Genomic DNA, 20,092 nt, shown 5'->3' on the forward strand with positions numbered 1-20,092 from the left:
ATCCACCTTCGTGCAAGGAAGCCGAGTATGACCGCGCAGAACATCGACCGGGACGACCGCGCAGGCGCCGACGCCGCCGTCGACCCCTACCATCTCGACCCCAAGGACGTGCTCGAACCGCCCACGACCTTTGCGGGCAAGCTCAAGTACCTCGGTCCCGGTCTTGTCATCTCGGCCGCGGTCATCGGCTCCGGCGAACTCATCACCACCACGGCGCTCGGGGCCAAAGCCGGATTCGTCCTCCTCTGGCTCGTCATCATCTCCACCGCGGTCAAGGTCTGGGTCCAGCTCGAGCTCGCACAGTGGACCATCCTCTCCGGCAAGCCCGCGCTCGAAGGCTACGGCCACGTCGGTCCCCGCCTCATCGGGCGTGCCGGGTGGATCAACCTGCTGTGGATCCTCATGGACTTCGCGAAGGTCCTCCAGCGCGGCGGCATCATCGGCGGTGCCGTCGCTGCACTGAGCATCATGCTGCCCGTCTTCGGCGAGCCGCTCTCGACTCCGTCTCTCGTCTTCTGGACGGTCGTCTCGCTTGCGGTCGTCATCGCCCTGCTCGTGACGAACAGGTACAGCATCGTCGAGAAGTTCTCCGTCGGCGCGGTCATCATCTTCACGGTCTCCACCGTCGGACTCGCAGTATCGCTGCCCTTCACCGACTTCGCCTACACCTCGGCGGACGTCATGAGTGGACTGACCTTCGCCATTCCCGCCGGCACCCTGGGCTTCGCGGTCGCGATGTTCGGCATCACCGGCGTCGGCGCCGACGAGATGACGACATACACCTACTGGTGCCTCGAAAAGGGCTACGCCCGCTACACCGGTCCGAACGACGGCACCGCGGAACGCGCCCGCCGCGCCCGCGGCTGGATCTCGGTGATGCGCACGGACGTGCTCGTCTCCTGGATCGTCTCGACCGTGTGCACGATGTCCTTCTACGTCATCGGCGCGGCCATCCTCCACCCGCAGAACCTCGTGCCCGAGGGCAACGACATGATCACCACGCTGTCGTCGATGTACTCCTCGACGATGGGTGAAGCCGGACACTGGATCTTCCTCATCGGCGCCTTCGCCGTCCTCTTCTCGACCTTCATCGCCTCGACCGCGAGCGTGCCCCGGCTGTGGACGAACACGGTGTCCATCCTCGGCCTCTTCGAATGGGAGAACACCCTCACCCGTGGCCGCATCATCCGTGTGCTCACCGTGGTCTTCCCGATCATCTGGGCACTGAGCTACCTCATCATCCAGTCCCCGGTGATCATGGTCCAGATCGGCGGTGTGGCCAGCGGCGTCTTCCTCGTCGCCGTCGTCATCGCCGTCTGGTACCTTCGCTCCCGAGAGGTGCCGGCCGAGTTCAAGTCCAACCACTTCTTCACGGTGATGCTCGTCTTCGCCTCCCTGGCGATCGGCCTGCTGGGCATCTACACCGTGTTCGAGACCTTCGGAATCGAGATCGGAGCCTGATGCGCCTCACCGTCCTCACCCCGTCTTTCGGCAAGCAGTCGAATACCCCTCGCGCTCGCGCAGACGAGCTCGGCCTCGACCTCGACTACCGGACCGAGAATCATCCCAAATCCGGGTCCGACCTCATCGAGACGATCTCCGGCGCCGAGGCGGTCCTCGTCGGTCTCGATCGGATCAACGCCGAGGTGCTCGCCGCCTGTCCCGACCTCAAGGTCGTCGCGAAGCACGGAGCCGGAGTCGACAACATCGACCTGGACGCCGCCGCTGCCGCCGGAGTCAGGGTCGTCAACACTCCCGGAGCGAATGCCGAGTCCGTCGCCGACCTCACGCTCGGGCTCCTCATTATGGGCGCCCGCCGGATTCGCGCCGCCGAGGATTCGCTGCGCACCGGCGAGTGGGGCGTATTCTTCGGTTCGCAGCTGAGCGGCAAACGCCTCGGCATCCTCGGCTTCGGCCGCATCGGGCGGGAGGTCGCGAAGCGTGCCGCAGGATTCGGCCTGAGCATCGCCGCATACGATCCGTACGTCCCCGATGAGGCCATCGCCGAGACGGGGGCCGAGCCCCAGAACCTCGCCGAGGTGGTCGCAGGGTCCGATTTCCTCACCCTCCACCTGCCCGGTGGCGACGAGCCGCTGCTCGATGCCGAGCTTCTCGCCACGATGCCCAAGGGTGCCGGGCTCATCAACGCGGCCCGTGGCGGGCTCGTCGACGAGGCAGCTCTGGCCACGGCTCTTGAGTCCGGGCGGCTGTCATTCGCCGCCCTGGACGCCTTCGCCACGGAACCGCCGGCGGCGGACGATCCGCTGCTCTCCGCGCCGAATCTCATCGCCACCCCGCACATCGGCGCCTACTCGGATATTGCGAACGCGAACATGGGAACCTGGGCCGTCGAAGACGTCGTCCGGGTGCTGCAGGGCGAAGAGCCCCGCTTCCCCGTCGCCTGACCGATACGTCGATCAGCTCAGTTCCCCTCTGCCGGCTCGGCTGTCGGCTCCGGCGCGTCCAAGCGCTGATTCAGATTTCGTTGGCGAGCAGGAACTCAGGGAGTCTGCGATGTTTGATTCCATTCACGTTTCCTCCGACAAGAGGGTCGAGTGTCAGCAGGTATTTCGGATGGTTGTCCGCAATCGCTTCGAGCGGCCGATGTTCTCGGTGGCGGGTATCCTCAGTCGCGATCGTCGTGGCCACCTGGATGTAGACGACCTCGTCGGCACGCTGAGCCACAAAATCGACTTCGGCTGTTCCGATCCGACCGATGGTGACCTCGTAGCCGCGTCGACGCAGCTCCATCCACACGATGTTCTCCAGCACTCCCGGCAGACGCTGGTCCGAGTAGCCGAACAGGGCATTGACGATGCCATGATCGCCGACGAAGTGCTTCTCATCTGTCGCGAGGATGGCCCTGCCGTGCAGATCGAACCGAGGAACTCGTGCGATCACGAAGGCTTCGGACAGTGCCGTCAGATAGTTGAGCACGGTCTCATGGCCGATCGACCGGCGCTGAGACTTCATGAAGTCGGCGACACGTCGAGCGGAGAACGGATTGCCGACATTGTCGATCGCGAACGCGGCGACGCGTTCGAACATATCAGCGTCACGGATCCGATTCCTCGCGAGCACATCCCGGACGAGCGTGGACCTATAGATGTCCATGATCATCGAGCGAGCGTCGACCTCGTCGAGTGGCAGCATGTGCACACCGGGGAATCCGCCGAGGCGCAGATAGCGTGTGAACTCGGCATCTGTGCCCCCCATGTCGTCGGCGGCGAACGCCTCTCGGAACGACAGGTATTCGCGGAAGGACAGTGGCCATACTTCGATCGTCACGTACCGCCCGGCGATGTAGGTCGCGAGTTCGCCGGACAGCAGTCGCGAGTTCGACCCAGTGATGTAGAGATCAGTCCTCCCCTCGGCAAGAAGCGAATTGACCAGGCGCTCCCACTCGGTGACTTCTTGGATCTCATCGAGGAGGACGTAGGTGCGGCCCTCGCTCGGGAGCACATCCTTGAGGTGCGCATTGAGCGCTTGAGCCGATGCCAACGACGCATGTTCGAGGGAATCGAAGTTGAGATGCACGATGCGTTCGGGGTCGATGCCACGCGCGATCAGCCGCTCGACGACGAGGTCGAGGAGCCGCGATTTGCCGGACCGGCGCAATCCGGTGAGCACTTTGACGACCGGAGCGTCGATGAACGATTCGAGCTTCTCGAGATACTTCGGCCTGTCGACGATAGACATCGCACTACCCCCTCACTGTGGCGATCACAATCGCCGCACAGGTCGATCTGACCCATGGTGGCGATTATAATCGCCACAATCTGTTGAGTGAAGGATTCTGGCGGTTGTAATCGCCACGGAACGGGCGGATCAGGTCAGCCTGTCTCAGGCCAGGCCGCGCTCCACGTCCGCGACCACTGTCGCAGCGACCTGCTTCTTCGCTTCATCCGAGAGCGCGTTGAACGGCGCCCTGGCCGGGCCGAGGCCGAATCCGCGTTCGTTCGCAGCTGCCTTGACGACGGTGTTCGGGTTGCCGAGCGCGAGACAGTTGCGGATCGGGCGGATGCTGTCCTGTGCAGTGCGCGCAGCATCGGTGTCGCCGGCGACGAACAGGTCGTAGATCGAGGCCATCGTCTGCGGGTAGATGTTCGCGATGCCGCTGATCCCTCCGGCACCTCCTGCCAGCAGGGTCCAGAGAATGAGGGAGTCATTGCCGGAGATGACGTCGAAGGTCTCGCGATCGGTGCGCTCGAGGTACTGCAGGATTGTGTCGAAGTTCCCGCTCGAGTCCTTGACTGCGGTGATGTTGTCCACGGCTGCGAGCTTTTCGAGCGTCGCCGGTGCCACGACATTGCCGGTGCGTGCGGGAATGTTGTAGACGATGACCGGAACGTCGACGGAGTCGGCCACGGCCCGGAAGTGATTCTCGATCTCGACCTGCGAGGCGGCCGCGAAGTACGGGGTGATGATCGACAGCGCGTCGGCACCGGCCGCAGCGGCATCGGCGGCGATCGCGATGGTCTCCCGGGTCGTTGCGGCTCCGGCACCGATGACGACGGGGACGGCGCCGGCCACCTCGTCGATGACGATCCGCGCGGCCTCGGCGCGTTCATCGGCGGACTGGGCGTAGAACTCACCGTTCGTGCCGAGGGCGAAGATGCCATGGATGCCGGCGTCGAGCTGACGGCGGACATGGGCTCGCAGAGCGGACTCGACGAGGTTCTCATCCCCGTCGAACGGGGTGGCGATAGCGGCGAGGATTCCTGAGATGGATGACATGATTTCCCTTCGAACGGTTGGTGCAGCCGAGCCTGTGCAGGGTTGCGAGATCGGTGGAGACGGATGCGGGCCGGCAGCTCTGCCGACAGCTCTTGATTCGTGAGTCAGCGGTTGTACTTCGGCTGGGAACCGCGGATTGCGGCGGTGGCGTCATCGACGGCGGTGAGCACATCGGCCGGCAGCGGGCCTTTGGCGATTGCGGCGATATTGCCCTCGAGCTGGGAGACGCGGCTGGCTCCGAGCAGCAGGGCGGAGATTCCGGGTGCCTCGGCGACCCAGCGCAGGGCGAGCTCGGCCTGCGGGATCCCGGAATCGTCGGCGACGGCGGCAAAGGCCTCGACCGAGGCGAGGACGGAGTCGGAGAGGTAGCGCTGCGAGTACATCTCTGCCAGCACGGATCCCGAGAAACGGTCCCCCGTTCCGTCGGTCGACGGGCGGCGGGCGAGCAGGCCCCCGGCCAGCGGGTTGTAGGCCATCGTTGCGATGCCGTGGGACTGTCCGCATTCGAGCCATTCGTCCTCGATCCGGCGGGCCAGGACGCTGTAGACGTTCTGCGCCACGACGGGGCTTGGAGCGCCCGCGCGCTCGGCGGCGGCGATGACGTCGACTGCCTGCCAGGCGGCGAAGTTCGAGATGCCCAGCGCGGTGATCTTGCCTTCGGCGCGCAGGGCGGCGATGGTCTCGAGCGTCTCGTCGAGCGAGGCCGCACGGTCGGGCTGGTGGAGATAGAAGAGGTCGATCGATTCGACGTCGAGGCGTCGCAGCGATCCTTCCACGCTCGCGCGCAGGCCGGCTGCGGACAGCGGCGAATGCTCGCCGGCGTCGGCGTGGGGCATTCCTGCCTTCGTCGCGAGCACGATCCGGTCGCGGTGCTTCTTCACCAGCGGCGAGATCAGGCTCTCGGTCGTCGACTTCGCATATCCGTTGGCGGTGTCGATGCCGGTGATCCCGGCCGCAACGGCTGCTTCGAAGACCTCGTGCGCTGCCGCTTCGGTCACGGTGTCGCCGAAGGTCATCGTGCCGAGCACCAGCCGGGACAGGGGGACGGAGACTCCGTCGAGCGTGATGGTCGAGTCTGTGGTCAAGGGAGTCTCCTCGTTGAGTGGGGCAGATCGTCGATACACCGATCTTCCCATTTGTGCGTGGATCGTGCAACAGCTTGCGCATTCCGCGCACACATGTCAGTGTAGAGGGTGTTCAGCCGGACCGGACGCAAAGGAGTGCCATGTCAGCAGGCGAATCCGGTGTCCTGGTCATCGCCGACGATCTCAGCGGCGCCGCCGAGGTCGCCGCCACGCTCGATCCGGGCACCCCGATCGTTCTCACCCCGTCGAGTGCAGAGTCCGCGACCAGCTCAGATGACTCCATCGCCGAGGCGAACGCCGGCGCAGAATCCGATCGGCCCTTCACCGAGGCGGCCCACACCGATCCCCGGAACCTTGTCGTCGATCTCGACTGCCGTTATCTGCCGGCCGAGTCGGCCGGCGCCCGCACTTCGGCTGCGCTTCGTGACTTCGGCTCGTCACGCGCCACACTCATCAAGGTCGATTCCCTGCTGCGCGGCAACATCCGCGCCGCGCTCGCTGAGGCCGTCGGCCACGCGAGCGGCCCCGTGATCTTCGCTCCGGCGCTTCCGCAGCAGGCCCGCACGGTCGTCGGCGGAGTGCCCTTCGACAACGGAATTCGGCTGAGCAGCACCCGCGCCTGGAGCCTCGAGGACGGCAGCGCACCGGAGTTGCTTTCGGATCTGTGCCCCGTCCCCGCCCGCCATTTGGGTCTCGACGAACTGCGGTCTCTCCCCAGCACCGATGCTGCCGACGTCTTCGACAACGCCGCTGACAGCCGCGACACCGCTGCCAGTTCGGAAGCCAGTGTCGACGTCTCGAATGTCGGCTTCGGCGGCGAGCGCCTCATCACCGCCGACGCCGAGACGATGGAGGATCTCACCCGTATCGTCGCTCTCGCCGAGGCGACCTCGGCCATCCTCGTCGGCACTTCCGCACTCGCGCGCACCCTTGCCGAGCGTCGACGACGTGAACTCCCTGCGCCAAGCGACGCATCTGCCCTGGCCGATGTGGGTGACGCTGCAGCTGAACGGCCCGAGCCCTCATCATTTCCGCGCATGCCCACACGGGTCCTCACTCTGCTCGGCACCGCAGCGGAGAGGATCGAGACGCAGATCGCTCACCTGCGTGACCACTCGGACACTCGTGTGCTCGACTTTCCCGCCACAGAGGTAGCCGCGTGGGCCGACGATCCGCGCCGTCTCGACGATTCCGCCGTACGTGTACGCGCGGCGCTGGCCGAGTCCCACCTCGTCGTCCGACTCACCGACACGGGAGCATCCGTCGACCCTCGGCCGCTGCCGGGGCTCCTCGCCGAACTCACCACCCGTGCACTGTCCGGATTCGGTCCCATCGCCCTCGCAGCCGCCGGCGGCGAGACGGCACGAGCCGTGTTCGACCGCCTCGGCGTGCACCGGATCGAAGCGATCCGCGAAATCCACCCGGGGGCGGTGCTGTCCACGGTCGGGACCGCCTCGGCGAGCATTGCCGACGATGTCGACCTTGCCGCCGTCGTCACCCGGCCCGGCGGCCAGGGCGGACCCGATTCCCTCACCCTCATCCATGAGGCTCTGACCACCGGTGAGCCCACCACGACCACCGCGGCCACCGTCGCGAACCACGAAGGAGAGTCAATGAACGCGCTTCCCACTGTCGCAGTGACCATGGGCGACGGGGCCGGCGTCGGCCCCGAGATCTGCATCGCCGCCTGCCTCGACCCCTCGGTGCTCGCCGTCGCCGCGCCCGTCGTCATCGGCGATGCCGCGCGACTCGAACAGGCCGCGCAGGTGCTCGGCACCGCGGTCGAGATCCGCCGCGTCGACTCCCCCGCCGAGGCCGAACACGTGCCCGGAGTCATCAACGTCATCGACCTCGCCCTCCTTCCGGGCGACCTGCCCTGGGGCGAACTCTCCCCCGTCGCTGGAGATGCCGCGTTCCGCTACATCGAACGCGCCTCGCAGCTGGCCATGTCCGGTGAAGTGCAGGCGATCTGCACGGCGCCGCTCAACAAGGAGGCCCTCCACTCCGCCGGGCACAAGTACCCCGGGCACACCGAGATGCTCGCCTCGCTCACCGGCACCGAGGAGGTCTCGATGATGCTCTCCTCCCCCAAGCTGCGCGTCATCCACGTGACCACCCACATCGGACTCATCGATGCCGTGGCGAAGATCGAGCCCGGCCTCGTCGAACGCACCGTCCGCCGCGGCCACGATGCACTCGTCCGGGCCGGACTGGAACGACCGCACATCGGGGTGTGCGCGATCAACCCGCACGCCGGTGAGAACGGGCTCTTCGGCTACGGCGAAGAGGAGCAGAAGATCACTCCGGCGATCACGAAGCTGCAGGCCGACGGCATCGACGCCGTCGGGCCCCTGTCTGCCGACACCGCCTTCTTCCTCGCCGGCCGCGGCGACTACGACCTCATCGTCGCGATGTACCACGACCAGGGCCATGGACCGATCAAGGTCCTCGGCATCGATGCCGGCGTCAACATCACCGTCGGCCTGCCGGTCATCCGCACCTCCGTCGATCACGGCACCGCGTTCGACATCGCCGGCACCGGCAAGGTCGACACCGAGTCGATGAGCGAGGCGATGCGTCAGGCTGCGGCTCTCGCCGTCGTCTGAGTTCGGAAGGTCATCCGGCGGAGGCGAGGTGCGGTCCGCACAACGGAACACCGTGCCAGCGCCAAGGCAGTGGTGCGATCCGCGCGTCACCGTTGTCTGAGTTCTGCGCGGTTCGCGCGATAATCCGCGATACAGTGGCGATCAACGGCAATCCGACAGGAGAGACATGAACGCAGGCGAACGTCGCGAGGAGATCCTTCAGCTGGCGCGCACCCAAGGTGAGATGAGTGTCGAGACTCTGTCGGAGATGCTCGGAGTCACCGCGTCGACCATCCGCCGGGACCTGGCGAAGCTCACCGATTCCGGCGAATTGGCCCGCACCTACGGCGGTGTCATCGCTGTGCCCACCGAGGCGGAGACCACTCTGGCTGAACGGTCGCACGAAGCCCCCGAGGTCAAACGCGCGATCGGTTCCTGGTGTGCCAAGCAGGTGCCGGCGGGCTCACATGTGCTCCTCGACGCAGGCACGACAACCGCGCAGGTTGCGCGCGGACTGCGCGAGACTTCCCCGCTGTCGGTCGTGTCGACCGGGTTGACATCGCTGCAGCAGATGGCTGATCTCGAGGGGGTCGAGTTCACCCTTCTCGGCGGCAGATATCGTCCCGTCAGCCAGGGCTTCATCGGCCCCATCACCGAGGCGGGGCTGGAGAAGTTCACGTTCGACTTCGCCTTCCTCGGCGCCGATGCCGTCAACGCTGAGGACGGTGTGTGCGAAGCCCTGCCCGAACAGGTCCGCCTCAAGGAACTGATGAGCCGCCGCGCCACCCACGTCTTCGTCGTCGCGCACGCTGAGAAGCTCGGCCAGCGGCCCTTCCATGCCTGGGCCGACCTCGGCAGCGGATGGACGCTCGTCACCGACGATTCGGCCGATCCGGCGCAGATCACACCGTTCGAAGAGCGCGGAATCGCCGTCGTCCGTGTCGACCAGATGGGCAATGCCGTACACAACTGACGGCACGCGAGCATATAGAAGCCCCGGGGGCTCAGCCCCAGAGTTTGCAGTCGGTGTGGACCTGGTCCTCGACTCCGGAGATCCACGCTTCGTCGAAGACGACGTGCCGGATCGCCCGTCGGGAGCTGAAGGCGTAGACGACGTGGATGAGCCCGTCGGCATCGACGATGCCGTGCGGATACTCCTGACGGCGATTGCTGCGTAGGTTGCCGTCACCGGAGAACCCGTCACCGGGCTCGATGACTCGACGCACCGGCCAGGTGCGGCCCTCATCGTTCGACACTGCGATGACGATCCGCATCCGTTCGTACGGCCAGACCACCTCGCCGGGTTCCGTGGCGACCTGGTGCTCGTTCGAGACGAGAGCGAGCATGCCCGAGGGCAGACGGAAGGCGCTGAGACCGGCATTGTTATTCGGCACCTCGGTGGCCTCGGGAACCGACCAGGTCTCTCCTCCGTCGTCGGATCGGCTGAGGTAGACCCAGTCGGCGAAGCGTGAGCGGAAGAGGCTGACGAGGCGTCCCGGTTCGAGCTCGACGACGTTCGGGTGGACCCGACCGGCTGCATCGGGGAACTCGACCTGTCTCCAGATCGATCCCTGATCCGTGGAGATCTGGACGACCGGTCGGTCGGAGCCGTTTTTCGAATCGTCGTCGAAGCACAGCCACTGAGTGTGCACCCACGTCCCGTCCTCAAGGACCTGGATGGGCTGCCGGCAGAACGTCCCCTCCCGGTCGAAGAGCGTCTCCGGTTCGCTCCAGCTCACTCCGTCGTCGGTCGAACGGATCACTTTGACCACGGAGGTGTGCTGGAGGTTGAAGGTCTCGGGGACCCCGGACTGGCGCGACAGCTGGGAGGTATAGACGAGCCAGATCGTCCCATCGGGGGAGGCGAAGAGACCGGGGTTCTGATCAGATCGGATCTCATCGTGGGTCACCGCCGCCGAGGCGGTCCACCGTCCCGTATCGATGCCGAATCGGGAGACGAGGATGTCGATGTCCTTGTTGCCCTCATCGCTGCCGCCGAACCAGGCGGCCAGGAGTCCTCCGCCGGGCAGGGACAGGATCGACGGCGCGTGGTTCGAGCGCCGATCGGTCGGGATCACCGCGGCCGCGGAACCGTCGTCCTCGAAGCAGCGGAGCCAGCCGTCAGCCGACGGTGCGGGAACTCGTTCGAGTGCGGGCTGGGACAGCAGTGTCATGGGTGTCTCCTCCATGTCTTGGCAGTGAAATCAGGGTACGTAAGAGTGGGTCGCCTCGACGGGATCGTTCGCACGGCAGCCGTGGGCCGCCTCGGCGAGGGGATCCCCGGACCGACGGTCCGGACTCATCATCCGAACGCGGTCTGGAACATCGCGGGGATCTGCATGGCGATCTGGACGCCGACGACGATGGCGATGATGCCGAGGAGAAGCAGCAGTCCGGTCTGCCATTTCCGGTTCACCGCGTACGAGTGCATGTGCTTCTTCCGCGAAGTCAGCAGCAGGATGCACACGACGATGATCGGGAGGCTGAGCACGGTGGAGATCGCGGTGCCGACGATGTTGAGCGAGATGAGGTCCGGGGCGCCGGGGATCGTCGAGGCCAGAGGCAGGATGATGAAGACGATCGCCTGGATCCACCGGAAGGCGGGGTTCTCCTCATCGCGGCCGAGGAACTTCCGCATCGACGGCACGGTGTGGTTGATGCCGTTGATGGCCAGCTGGGAGAAGCCACGCGACTGCGGTGGGAAGCTCGTCATCGCGGCGAAGAAGATGCACATCCACAGCAGATACGGGCCGACCGGGCCGACGGCGACCGAGAGCATGTGGGAGAGGTCGAATTCGTCGGCGATGGAGAAGCCGGGGTGGGCGGCACTGAATTCGGCGGCGACGATCCAGAACAGCAGGTTGATGATGAGCAGCGGGGCCATGCCGGCGATGAGGTCGAACTGCTGAATCCTCCGGTATTTCGGCCCGACCCAGCCCTTGTCGCGCATGAACCCGGAATAGAGCAGGTTGGGCATATTGCCGGCGATCGTGCCGATGGTCGCCGAGGCGATGACGATGGGGGCGAATGCCGAGGTGTTCTGCTCCTTCGGGATTTCGAAGGCCATGCCCTGGACGAAGCCAGCGATGTCGAAGGTGCCGATCTTGATGAGCGCGTAGACGAACGCGACGATCATCGCGACCGAGGCGAAGCGGGCGAAGTACTCGAGGACCACGAACTGCTTGCGCAGCATCACCAGCGACAGGGTGAGAGCGACGATGATGATCGCGCAGAAAAATCTGCCCCAGGAGCCTCCCCACTCACCGCCGGTGAGTTCGTGGAGGCCGACGGCAGCGGCGAGGAGGAAGGTGGCCTGGGTGATGAAGCCGGCGATGAGGACGACCGCGGCCATGATCCCCGGCAGCACCGGCGACAGGCGGGCGAATCCGTCGAGGATCTGCGTGTCTCCGTGCTTGTTCATCAGCGTGTACTTCGCGATGGACGAGATGATGAACGTGCGGGCGACGAGCGAGAGGATGAGCGTCCACAGCAGCGCATACCCGTAGGAGGCGCCCGAGACCGAGGAGCTGACGAGGTCGCCGGTGCCCAGGAAGGACATGGCCAGCACGAGGCCGGGGCCGACCGAGGTGACGAGGCCGAGACCGCGCGGCAGCGGATTCTGCGCGGGCATCGAAGAGACAGAGCTGCGTTTCACGCTATGGACGTCGGCGGCCATGGCTGCACTCCCATGTGTAGATGGACAACTGGGTGATCGCCCGGCGAATGATGCAGCGGTGGAGGCGCGTCATCATCGTGCGCGATCTTCGTAAAGACTAGCCCATTCATGCGTGTTGTGCGCAAGTGTTTTCACAAAGAAGATGGTGAGCTGTTCGGTTTGCGCATAGAATAGGTGCTTAAAACGCGCAATCTGCGCCGCACGGCCATTGTCGTGAGCGGCGAGTGCCGTCTGACCGGAGGCCCGCAGATGTCTGACCGTGGAGCCCACAGCGGAGAAATGAGGAATCGATGGAGATCATCCAGTACCTGATCATCGGGATCGTGGTGCTGGGTTCAGCCTGCCTGCAGGGCTCCATCGGATTCGGCCTCGGCATGATCACCGCACCGGTGCTCGCGCTCCTGCGCCCCGACCTCCTGCCGTCCGCTCTTCTGCTGCTGGCCACCCTCACATCATTCACGGCGTTCGCCCGTGAGCGTCAGGACGTCGATTGGAAGCTCGTCGGCTGGGGCGCCCTCGGACGACTGCCCGGCATCGCTATCGGCACCGCCGCCGTGGTGCTGCTGCCGGATTCCGGACTGTCTCTGATGCTCGCGATCACAGTCCTCGCCGGCGCTGCATTCAGCCTGGTCGGCTGGTCACCGGCGGCCTCGCACCGCAATATGTTCTTCGCGTCGTCGGTCTCGGGGATCTTCGGCACGGCCACGAGCATCGGCGGACCCCCGATCAGCCTCATCATGCGCTCGCTCGATCCGTCATCGATGCGCTCGACGATGAGCGCCTACTTCACCCTCGGCAGCATCCTGTCTCTGACGGGACTGACCATCGGCGGAGAAGTCGGCACCAGACACCTCATCGCGGCGGCGGTCCTGCTGCCGTTCATGCTCATCGGACTGTGGCTGTCGAACTTCGTCATCCGACGCGCCGACCGCCGACTCCTCTACCGCCTCGCCGTCGGCTCTTCGATCGTCGGCGCGCTCCTCGTCATCGTCGAAGTCGTTCGCTCTCATCTCGCCTGATCAGATCCGACCTGATCCAGCGCCGACCAGCTCAGACCCGGCACGACCAGACCCGACCCGGAAACACCCGCCCCGACCAGGCAACAGACCGAATCAACCACTTAACTACCACTCAGTTCTACTATCAAGTAATGTGTGTGGTGCCCGTCACAATCAGGGCGTCCAACGGTGAACACTCTGGCCGACGGCACCCCGTCACCACACTGACCTCACCGTCACGGTGCACTCCACCGCGATCTGCACCGACACTACTGTCCCGCACCTTCTCAATGCCGAGAGACATGGCAGAACAGGACCACCGCCTATGAGCACGCCAACTACAGCACTGCCGACCACCTCCTCACACGGGCCCCGTCGTCGCCTCCAGGCCCTGAGCGCCGCAGCCGTCGTCGGCCTCGCACTCACGTTGTGCACGACCACCGCGCCGGCCCACGCCGCCGAACTCGTTCCGCAGACCGATGCCGAGGCCGAACAGTTCCTCGACGACCGTGCGGCAGAGGATCCGAGCACACTCGACCGCGAATCAGTCCCCGAGGGCATCAGCGTCGAACAGGCGAAGAAAGCCGTCGAGAAGACCGACGAGCTCACGCCCGCCGACGTCGAATACGCAGCCGCGCAGGAAGACCTGCCGGCATCAGGAGTCCCCGGAGATTTCTATCAGACCCCGGACTCGCTGCCGAGCGAGGACGGCACAGTGCTCAAGCAGGCCGACTCGGAGTTCTACCTCGATCCGGTGAAACTCATCAAGCATGACGCGAAGTCGACGGTCTTCATGTATAAGACCACTGATGAGAAGGGCCAGGCCCGAGCCGCGACCGCCACCCTGCTCACTCCGAACGGCGCGAGCGGCCATGCCGACGATGCCGTCGTCATCTCGCCGGGCACTCAGGGCATCGCCGACAAGTGCGCTCCCAGCCGTCAGCTGGGCATGGGAACCGAGTACGAGGGGATCTCCGTCGCCTCAGCCCTGGCCGCGAAGCATCCAGTCGTCGTCGTCGACTACATGGGCCTCGGCACCGAGGGCACTCACCACTTCGTCGATCGCGTCGAAGAGGGTCGGTCGGTCCTCGATGCGGCACGTGCCGTCCAACAGGTCGATGGCAGCGAGATCGACGAGGACACCAAACTCCAGCTGCGCGGCTACTCGCAGGGCGGTCATGCCACGACGGCGGCCCTGGAACTCCAGAAGGAGTGGGCACCCGAGCTCAACATCGCCTCGGCTTCGGCCGGCGCGGTGCCGGTCGATCTGCACAAGACCGTGTCCGGACTCTCGAGCGTCTACACGGCATTCGCGCTCTACGGTGTCGTCGGGTTCGCCGAGCAGGCCGACATCGATACAAGCGACTTCCTCAACGAGAAGGGGCAGAAGATGGTGGCCGAAACAGCGGACAAGTGCACCGTCGAGGCCCTGCTCTCGACAGCCTTCACGGATGGGAAGTCGCTGACGAAGAACGGCGAGTCATTCACCGACATCATCGACGAGAACTTCACGGACATCGTTGACCGGCAGCGGTTGGGCAAGGCCGAGGTTCCGGATGTTCCGCTGCTGGTCAACCACAGCCGCCTCGACGACGTCATCTCGTTCGATCAGGGCAAGGAACTCGCCTCGACGTGGTGCCGAGCCGGCCACAAAGTGGCGTTCGAGGACAACCTCGGGCCCACGCATGTCGGCGGCTACGTCGCCGCGCTGCCGCGCATCGAGACCTTCACCACCCGCACCTTCGCGGGCAAGGCTCCGCTCGACAGCTGCTGGAGGCTGTGACCTCCCACCTCACCGAGGCGGCCGGCCCAGTTGGGGAATCTGTCCCCACCGAGGCGGCCCGCCCGGTTGAGGAGCCCATAGGCCCGAGGCGGTCCACCCTGAACGGGGTGGGCCGCCTCGGCGATATTCACGGGGTGGGGCTGTGCCTGTGACGGTCACATGACGTAGGAGAGGATCATCGAGACGAGGGTCGCGACGACGACGGAGTTGAAGGCGAAGGCGACGATGACGTTCGTGCGCACCAGTCGCCAGGCTTTTCGCGATACCGCTCGGCCGGGGAGCGCGGCCGTCATCGTCGATGACAGCACGGAGAAGGTCAGGTAGTCGCCGAACTCGCGTGGGCCCTCCATGTCGAATTCGAGTTGCCGCTCCCCCGGGCTGCCGCCGCCACTGAGGTCGAGACGCATGAACTCGAGTGCGAACGAATACACGAGCACCGCCCACGAGGCGATGACATTCGCGATGCCGAGCGCCGCAGAGACGACGATGCTGGCGCTCGAGTCAGAGGTGACGAGGAAGATGTTGAAGATGAATGCGAGATAGGCAGCCATGGTCGCCCAGGACACTGCTCCGCCCATCCCGAACCACCGCGACCACCATCGTCGGCGGTTCGCCACTGACCACCGGGAATGGACGATGAGTTCGGTCTCGTCGAGGTCTCTCAGTCCCGCGTGGGTCCACAGCAGATAGGTCAGCGCGAAGAGCGGCCAGAAGACGAGGAAGAGGTTGATGACCTCGTGCGGCAGGGCCAGCGATGCAGCCATGCTCGGGCCAGAACCCAGTGGGTCGAAGTCGAATCCGAACACGAGGATGCCGCTGACGATGAGCGCAGGAACTCCCGCGATATTTGCGCGCGAGTCGTCGGAGAGGGTGAGCATCTGACTGTGCGTGGGTCTCATCGGCCCGGCTCCGGTTCGTTCGACGCGGCGGCTGTTCGAGTTCAGCCTAGTCGAGGGTGGGCTCGACTCCGCCGATCTCCGAATCGGACCGGTGGCACCGAGTCAGACCAGGCATCCCGAATCAATCGAACTGATCCCCATGTCAGACCAGCCACGGGTCTAGTCAGACTAGCTGCGAGGCGAAGGCGAGCAGGTCGCGGTCGCTGCCGGGGCGACCGACCAGCTGCACCGCCTGTGGTCTGTCTCCGGCTCCGGCCCCGGGCAGCGGGATCGTCAATGCCGGCCAGCCGAGCACGTTGAATGGCATCGAATAGCGCATGAACTTCGCCGCCGTGCCGGAGTCGATCTCATCCCAGCGGGCCACGGGCCCGTCGATGGCCGGAGTGAGCAGGAAGTCGGTGCCGCCGAAGACCGCTAGTGACCGTTCCCGCAATTTGGCGAGCGCGTCCAGCTGCGTCCGGTATTCAGCCTGCTCGAGGCCCCGTCCTACCTCGACCTTCTTGGCCACACCCGGTTGGTAGTCCGCGGCATGCTCGGCGAAGAGGTCTCTGTGGACCTCGAAAGCCTCATAGAGGCGGATGTAATCGTAGATCGGTGCGAGGTCGTCGAGGAGTTCGTCCAGGGCCGGCCCACTCGCCGAGGTGATCGTGAGCTCGGGAGCCGACCTGAGCAGGTCTCTCGCCCGGTCATCGTCATCCGCGAAGAGACTGACATCGATGGTGTGTGCACTGCTCCCTCGGCCATCACCCGAACCGGCTCCCGCGATCACGTCGAAAGCCGTGGTCATCACGCCGAGGTCGGAGGCGAAGAGTCCGACGGTGTCGAAGCTCTGCGAGAGCGGGAAGACTCCGTCGACGGGCACGACGCCGAAGGTCGGTTTGAACCCGAGCACGCCTTGGCAGGCCGCCGGCACCCGCACGGACCCGGCCGTGTCGGTGCCCAAAGCCAACTGCACCACCCCGGCGGCAACGAGTGCGGCCGATCCGGAGCTCGACCCGGCGGTGCACAGTGCCGCATCAACAGGATTGACGACTCGGCCGAAGGCCGACTCGTCGCCGAGGATTCCGTAGGAGTACTCCTGGCAGTTCGTCTTCGCCACTGGGATCGCGCCCGCCGCTTCGAGTCGGTCGACGACCGGCGCCGAGGTAGCAGCCGGGGCATCGCTGCGCACATTCGATCCCATCGTCGTCGGGTATCCGACGAGGTCGATGACGTCTTTGATCGCGAAGGGAATCCCCTCCAATCGCCGAGGCGGCTGACCGGAATCCCGGCGGCCGATCGATTCCGCGGTGAGGGCATTCGCACGGTCGACGGTCATCGCTGTGACGGCGTTGAACTGCGTTCCGGCTCGCTCCATCTCGGCGAGGGTGTGCTCATCCATCCGATGAGCCTATCTGAACCGTCGGCGCCAGTCCGGGCCATGGGCACAGCGCTTCGATGGCGGCGGCGACGTCGAAGGCGCGGACGTCGTCATAGGGGTGGGCGATGACCTGGACACCCGTGGGGATGCCGCAGTCGGCCATGCCGGAGGGGACGTTGACGATCGGCACGCGGTTGCAGATGTTGAACGGCATCGTCATATGCGCCTGCCAGTAGTGGTCGAGGCGCACACCGTCTCTTCCGCTGTTGTCGGACGCACCGTCCGCCCCGGAAGCGTGTTCCCCTTCGCGACCGACGCCGTCGACGCCGATCGTGATCCCATCGAGGTAGCTGGCTCCGGCCTCCAATCCCGCCACCGCCGAGGTGGGTGCCAAGAGCACATCGAAACCGTCCATTGCTGACGCCAGCTCCGCCTGGATCTGTGCTTCCATGGCGAGTCCGTCGTAGAAGGAGCGGCGGCCGGCGACCGCCTCGGCGTCGGCCATGAACCGCAGCGTGTATTCGGCCAGGGTGTCCTCGTGGCCGCGGGTGGCGGCACGCATGGCGGGGGCGAGGAGATTCCCGAAGTGGGTGAACGCGGTCTCGAAGATCCGCTCGGCCGTCCACGGCAGTTCGATCTCCTCGACGTGTGCCCCGGCCGATTCCAGCGCCGAGGCGACCGCGCGGGTATTCGCTTCGATGTCCTTCCCGACGGGGAAGTCCCCCAAGCGCACGCACAGAGCGACCCTGCGTCCGCGGAGTCGGTCGGCCGCCTCGGCGGGGTCGAACTCAGCGAGGAACCCGGGCGAGGAGATGGTCGCATGATCGCTCGGATCGACCCCGACCATGACCTTGGCGAGCAGGGCGGCGTCGGCGACGGTACGCGCCATCGGCCCGTCCCCGCGGTACCAATCCGCGGCCAGAGGCTGGGCGCCGGGGATCCGACAGTACGGGGCCTTGTACCCGACGGTGCCGGTGAAGGCGGCGGGCAGCCTCGTGGATCCGGCGATGTCCGAGGCCGTGGCCAGGGGCGCAAACCCGGCTGCCAGCGCAGCACCGGAACCGCCGGAGGACCCGCCCGGTGAGAGGTCCGGGTTCCACGGATTGCGGGTCACGCCCCACAACGGCGAGTGCGTGATGGTCGCGCAGCTGAACTCCGGAGAGGTCGCTCGGGCGTGGACGAATCCGCCGGCAGCGCGGATGCGGGCGATGATCGCGGCATCATGGTCGGCGACGGTGTCGCGTTCGTGCAGCAGCCCTTGAGTGAGGCCGCGGCCGGCGAGCGCGTGCTTCTCCTTGGCGATCACGGGAAGTCCGAGCAATGGCCGGGAGACGGCCGCCTCGGCGAGGTCATCGCTGGTGGCGTTCGCGTAGAAGTCCTCGGCTTCCCGCGCCGAGGTGACCGCCTCCTCGACGACTTCGGTGACCGCATTGATGCGCTCGTCTTCGGCGGTGATGCGGCCGATGAAGGAGGTCAGGTAGTCGATTGGGGACAGCTCCTTGGACCGGAAGGCGGCGAGCGCCTCGGCGGCGGACAGGGTCCAGGGTTCGGCTGTCGAACTGGTCGGGTCTGCGGCCGAGGCGGCGGCGCTGGGGCGCGGGGTATCGGTGCTCATGCGCGCGCCTCGGCGACGGACGAACCGACCCAGACGGCACCGTCGCGGACATCGGCGAGCTCACCGCGGACGAGTTCACCGGCGACCGAAGTGAGTACGCGGACACCGCGGAGCATGTCCTCATCGGTGGTGAACTCGCGTTCGCAGTGGGAGACGCCGTCGACGCTGGGAACGAACATCATCACGGCGGGCACGCGGTGATTCATCGCCACGGAATCGTGGCCGGCCATCGTCTCCAACCGGCGGATGCTCAGGCCTTCGTTGGCGACAGCCTTCTCGGCGAGTTCAACGCCTTCGGATGGGAAGTGGCGCTTGTCGCGGATGTCGAAGTCGCGGGCGTTGATGGTGATGTCGTGGGCACGGGCGATCTCGGCGATCTGCGTCTTCAGTGAGTCGCGGGCGGCTTGGACGATGGCAGGATCGGAGGAGCGGAGGTCGGCGACCATGTGGACGCGGCGGGGCACGACGATCGGAGAGTTCGGTTCGACGACGTGCTGGCCGACCGAAGAGACGAGGGCTTCTTCCTCGAACTCGTCGACCACCTCGGCGACGGCGAGGACGACCTTGGCCGCGGCGACGAGCGCGTCGTGGCGGTCGGCCATGGCTGTGGCCCCGGTGTGGGACTGCTCGCCGAGTACGTCGATGTCGAGCTTCTGCGTGTACCAGCTGGACTCGACGACGCCGATGTCCGTGGCTTCGCGTTCGAGGATTCGGCCCTGTTCGATGTGGATCTCGGCGTAGGTGATCGCCTCCGGCGGGGTGTCGGTGCCGGCATAGCCGATGGCGCCCAGCGCCTCTGCGACGGTGGTGCCTTCGAGGTCGGCGACGGCGAGCATCTCGTCGAGGTCGAAGAGCCCGGCGTAGACGGAGCTGCCCATGATCGACGGGGCGAAGCGCCCGCCTTCTTCGTTGAACCAGTTGACGACGGCGAGGTTGAAGGTGGGTTTGAGGCCAGATTCGGCGAGCTCCTCTTTGACGCGCAGGGCCGCGAAGAGGGCTGCGATGACTCCGTAGGCTCCGTCGAAGCGACCGCCGAGCGGCTGCGAGTCGAGGTGGGAGCCGATGAGGACGTACGGGGCATCGGGAACGAACTCGAGGCACGCGAACATGTTCCCGATCGCATCGACGCGCACGTCGAAGCCTTTGTCCGTCGCCCAGCCGCGCATCCAGTCGCGCGTCTGCTTGTCTTCGGCCGTCAGCGCCTGCCGGTCGACGCCGTTGTTGTCGGTGGCACCGATGGTGGCGACGAAGTGGAAGTCTGCAAGGAAGGCCGCGTCGGAGGATGGGGGTGCCTGATGGTTCATTGCTGATCGCTGCTTTCTTGTGGGTGGTGTGGGTGTGGGTCTGTGGTGGG

Annotated in this window: 15 protein-coding genes; 6 read left to right on the plus strand and 9 right to left on the minus strand. The window is 65.9% G+C overall.

Annotated elements, in window-relative coordinates; translation table 11 throughout:
• The first annotated feature begins 27 nt into the window (after nt 1–27).
• Together ACU4IU_RS07275 and ACU4IU_RS07280 are read left to right on the plus strand one after the other, a co-directional pair.
• Entirely contained in the window at nt 28–1,461 is a 1,434-nt protein-coding gene (locus ACU4IU_RS07275) for an Nramp family divalent metal transporter (protein ID WP_180345656.1), read from the plus strand.
• A complete protein-coding gene (locus ACU4IU_RS07280; protein ID WP_139469456.1) occupies nt 1,461–2,405 on the plus strand; it encodes a phosphoglycerate dehydrogenase in 945 nt (314 codons plus the stop codon). Before ACU4IU_RS07275 ends, ACU4IU_RS07280 begins: the two co-directional genes overlap by 1 nt.
• 70 nt (nt 2,406–2,475) lie before the next feature.
• Here ACU4IU_RS07280 and ACU4IU_RS07285 read toward each other — a convergent pair whose 3' ends face one another.
• The 3 genes from ACU4IU_RS07285 to ACU4IU_RS07295 form a co-directional block, all read right to left on the minus strand.
• A complete protein-coding gene (locus tag ACU4IU_RS07285) occupies nt 2,476–3,699 on the minus strand; it encodes an ATP-binding protein (protein WP_446656306.1) in 1,224 nt (407 codons plus the stop codon).
• 144 nt (nt 3,700–3,843) lie between these two features.
• Nucleotides 3,844–4,737 (minus strand): dihydrodipicolinate synthase family protein, encoded by an 894-nt coding sequence (locus ACU4IU_RS07290; RefSeq protein WP_446656307.1) that lies wholly within the window; start codon nt 4,735–4,737, stop codon nt 3,844–3,846.
• Nucleotides 4,738–4,841: 104 nt separating this feature from the next.
• Nucleotides 4,842–5,822 carry an aldo/keto reductase gene (locus ACU4IU_RS07295; RefSeq protein ID WP_219922297.1) on the minus strand — a complete coding sequence of 327 codons (981 nt, stop codon included), beginning with the start codon at nt 5,820–5,822 and terminating at the stop codon, nt 4,842–4,844.
• Between the two features lie 140 nt (nt 5,823–5,962).
• On the opposite strand from ACU4IU_RS07295, the gene pdxA reads away from it, so the two are divergent.
• Nucleotides 5,963–8,428, plus strand: coding sequence for a 4-hydroxythreonine-4-phosphate dehydrogenase PdxA (gene pdxA, locus ACU4IU_RS07300; protein ID WP_446656308.1), 2,466 nt, complete (start codon nt 5,963–5,965; stop codon nt 8,426–8,428).
• A 166-nt stretch (nt 8,429–8,594) separates the two neighbouring features.
• Nucleotides 8,595–9,380 carry a DeoR/GlpR family DNA-binding transcription regulator gene (locus ACU4IU_RS07305; protein ID WP_139469461.1) on the plus strand — a complete coding sequence of 262 codons (786 nt, stop codon included), beginning with the start codon at nt 8,595–8,597 and terminating at the stop codon, nt 9,378–9,380.
• A gap of 31 nt (nt 9,381–9,411) precedes the next feature.
• Here the strand turns inward: ACU4IU_RS07305 and ACU4IU_RS07310 are convergent, their stop codons facing one another.
• Both ACU4IU_RS07310 and ACU4IU_RS07315 read right to left on the minus strand, forming a co-directional pair.
• The gene (locus ACU4IU_RS07310) at nt 9,412–10,581 is read right to left on the minus strand and encodes a sialidase family protein (RefSeq protein ID WP_446656309.1); all 1,170 of its coding nucleotides are present in this window, start codon (nt 10,579–10,581) and stop codon (nt 9,412–9,414) included.
• Nucleotides 10,582–10,709: 128 nt separating this feature from the next.
• Nucleotides 10,710–12,062 (minus strand): Nramp family divalent metal transporter, encoded by a 1,353-nt coding sequence (locus tag ACU4IU_RS07315; RefSeq protein ID WP_446656310.1) that lies wholly within the window; start codon nt 12,060–12,062, stop codon nt 10,710–10,712.
• A gap of 311 nt (nt 12,063–12,373) precedes the next feature.
• On the opposite strand from ACU4IU_RS07315, the gene ACU4IU_RS07320 reads away from it, so the two are divergent.
• Together ACU4IU_RS07320 and ACU4IU_RS07325 are read left to right on the plus strand one after the other, a co-directional pair.
• Entirely contained in the window at nt 12,374–13,102 is a 729-nt protein-coding gene (locus ACU4IU_RS07320; protein WP_259358297.1) for a sulfite exporter TauE/SafE family protein, read from the plus strand.
• Between the two features lie 304 nt (nt 13,103–13,406).
• Complete coding sequence (locus ACU4IU_RS07325; RefSeq protein ID WP_172172559.1) at nt 13,407–14,864, plus strand: lipase family protein; 1,458 nt, start codon at nt 13,407–13,409, stop codon at nt 14,862–14,864.
• A gap of 155 nt (nt 14,865–15,019) precedes the next feature.
• Here the strand turns inward: ACU4IU_RS07325 and ACU4IU_RS07330 are convergent, their stop codons facing one another.
• The 4 genes from ACU4IU_RS07330 to ACU4IU_RS07345 form a co-directional block, all read right to left on the minus strand.
• Complete coding sequence (locus ACU4IU_RS07330; RefSeq protein ID WP_259358295.1) at nt 15,020–15,763, minus strand: DUF1345 domain-containing protein; 744 nt, start codon at nt 15,761–15,763, stop codon at nt 15,020–15,022.
• A gap of 163 nt (nt 15,764–15,926) precedes the next feature.
• A complete protein-coding gene (locus tag ACU4IU_RS07335) occupies nt 15,927–17,144 on the minus strand; it encodes an amidase (protein ID WP_446656311.1) in 1,218 nt (405 codons plus the stop codon).
• A complete protein-coding gene (locus ACU4IU_RS07340; protein ID WP_446656312.1) occupies nt 17,137–18,738 on the minus strand; it encodes an amidase in 1,602 nt (533 codons plus the stop codon). Before ACU4IU_RS07340 ends, ACU4IU_RS07335 begins: the two co-directional genes overlap by 8 nt.
• Nucleotides 18,735–20,042, minus strand: a complete 1,308-nt coding sequence (locus ACU4IU_RS07345; protein WP_446656313.1) for a M20 family metallo-hydrolase — start codon at nt 20,040–20,042, stop codon at nt 18,735–18,737. Before ACU4IU_RS07345 ends, ACU4IU_RS07340 begins: the two co-directional genes overlap by 4 nt.
• Nucleotides 20,043–20,092 lie beyond the last annotated feature (50 nt).

The organism is Brevibacterium sp. CSND-B09 (assembly GCF_052906525.1).

Bases quoted from the DNA above. Each gene is read 5' to 3' on its own strand.
- ACU4IU_RS07275 (WP_180345656.1), top strand. From the start codon at position 28: ATGACCGCGCAGAACATCGACCGGGACGACCGCGCAGGCGCCGACGCC.
- ACU4IU_RS07280 (WP_139469456.1), top strand. From the start codon at position 1,461: ATGCGCCTCACCGTCCTCACCCCGTCTTTCGGCAAGCAGTCGAATACC.
- ACU4IU_RS07285 (WP_446656306.1), bottom strand. From the start codon at position 3,699: ATGTCTATCGTCGACAGGCCGAAGTATCTCGAGAAGCTCGAATCGTTC.
- ACU4IU_RS07290 (WP_446656307.1), bottom strand. From the start codon at position 4,737: ATGTCATCCATCTCAGGAATCCTCGCCGCTATCGCCACCCCGTTCGAC.
- pdxA (WP_446656308.1), top strand. From the start codon at position 5,963: ATGTCAGCAGGCGAATCCGGTGTCCTGGTCATCGCCGACGATCTCAGC.
- ACU4IU_RS07305 (WP_139469461.1), top strand. From the start codon at position 8,595: ATGAACGCAGGCGAACGTCGCGAGGAGATCCTTCAGCTGGCGCGCACC.
- ACU4IU_RS07310 (WP_446656309.1), bottom strand. From the start codon at position 10,581: ATGACACTGCTGTCCCAGCCCGCACTCGAACGAGTTCCCGCACCGTCG.
- ACU4IU_RS07320 (WP_259358297.1), top strand. From the start codon at position 12,374: ATGGAGATCATCCAGTACCTGATCATCGGGATCGTGGTGCTGGGTTCA.
- ACU4IU_RS07325 (WP_172172559.1), top strand. From the start codon at position 13,407: ATGAGCACGCCAACTACAGCACTGCCGACCACCTCCTCACACGGGCCC.
- ACU4IU_RS07330 (WP_259358295.1), bottom strand. From the start codon at position 15,763: ATGAGACCCACGCACAGTCAGATGCTCACCCTCTCCGACGACTCGCGC.
- ACU4IU_RS07335 (WP_446656311.1), bottom strand. From the start codon at position 17,144: ATGGATGAGCACACCCTCGCCGAGATGGAGCGAGCCGGAACGCAGTTC.
- ACU4IU_RS07340 (WP_446656312.1), bottom strand. From the start codon at position 18,738: ATGAGCACCGATACCCCGCGCCCCAGCGCCGCCGCCTCGGCCGCAGAC.
- ACU4IU_RS07345 (WP_446656313.1), bottom strand. From the start codon at position 20,042: ATGAACCATCAGGCACCCCCATCCTCCGACGCGGCCTTCCTTGCAGAC.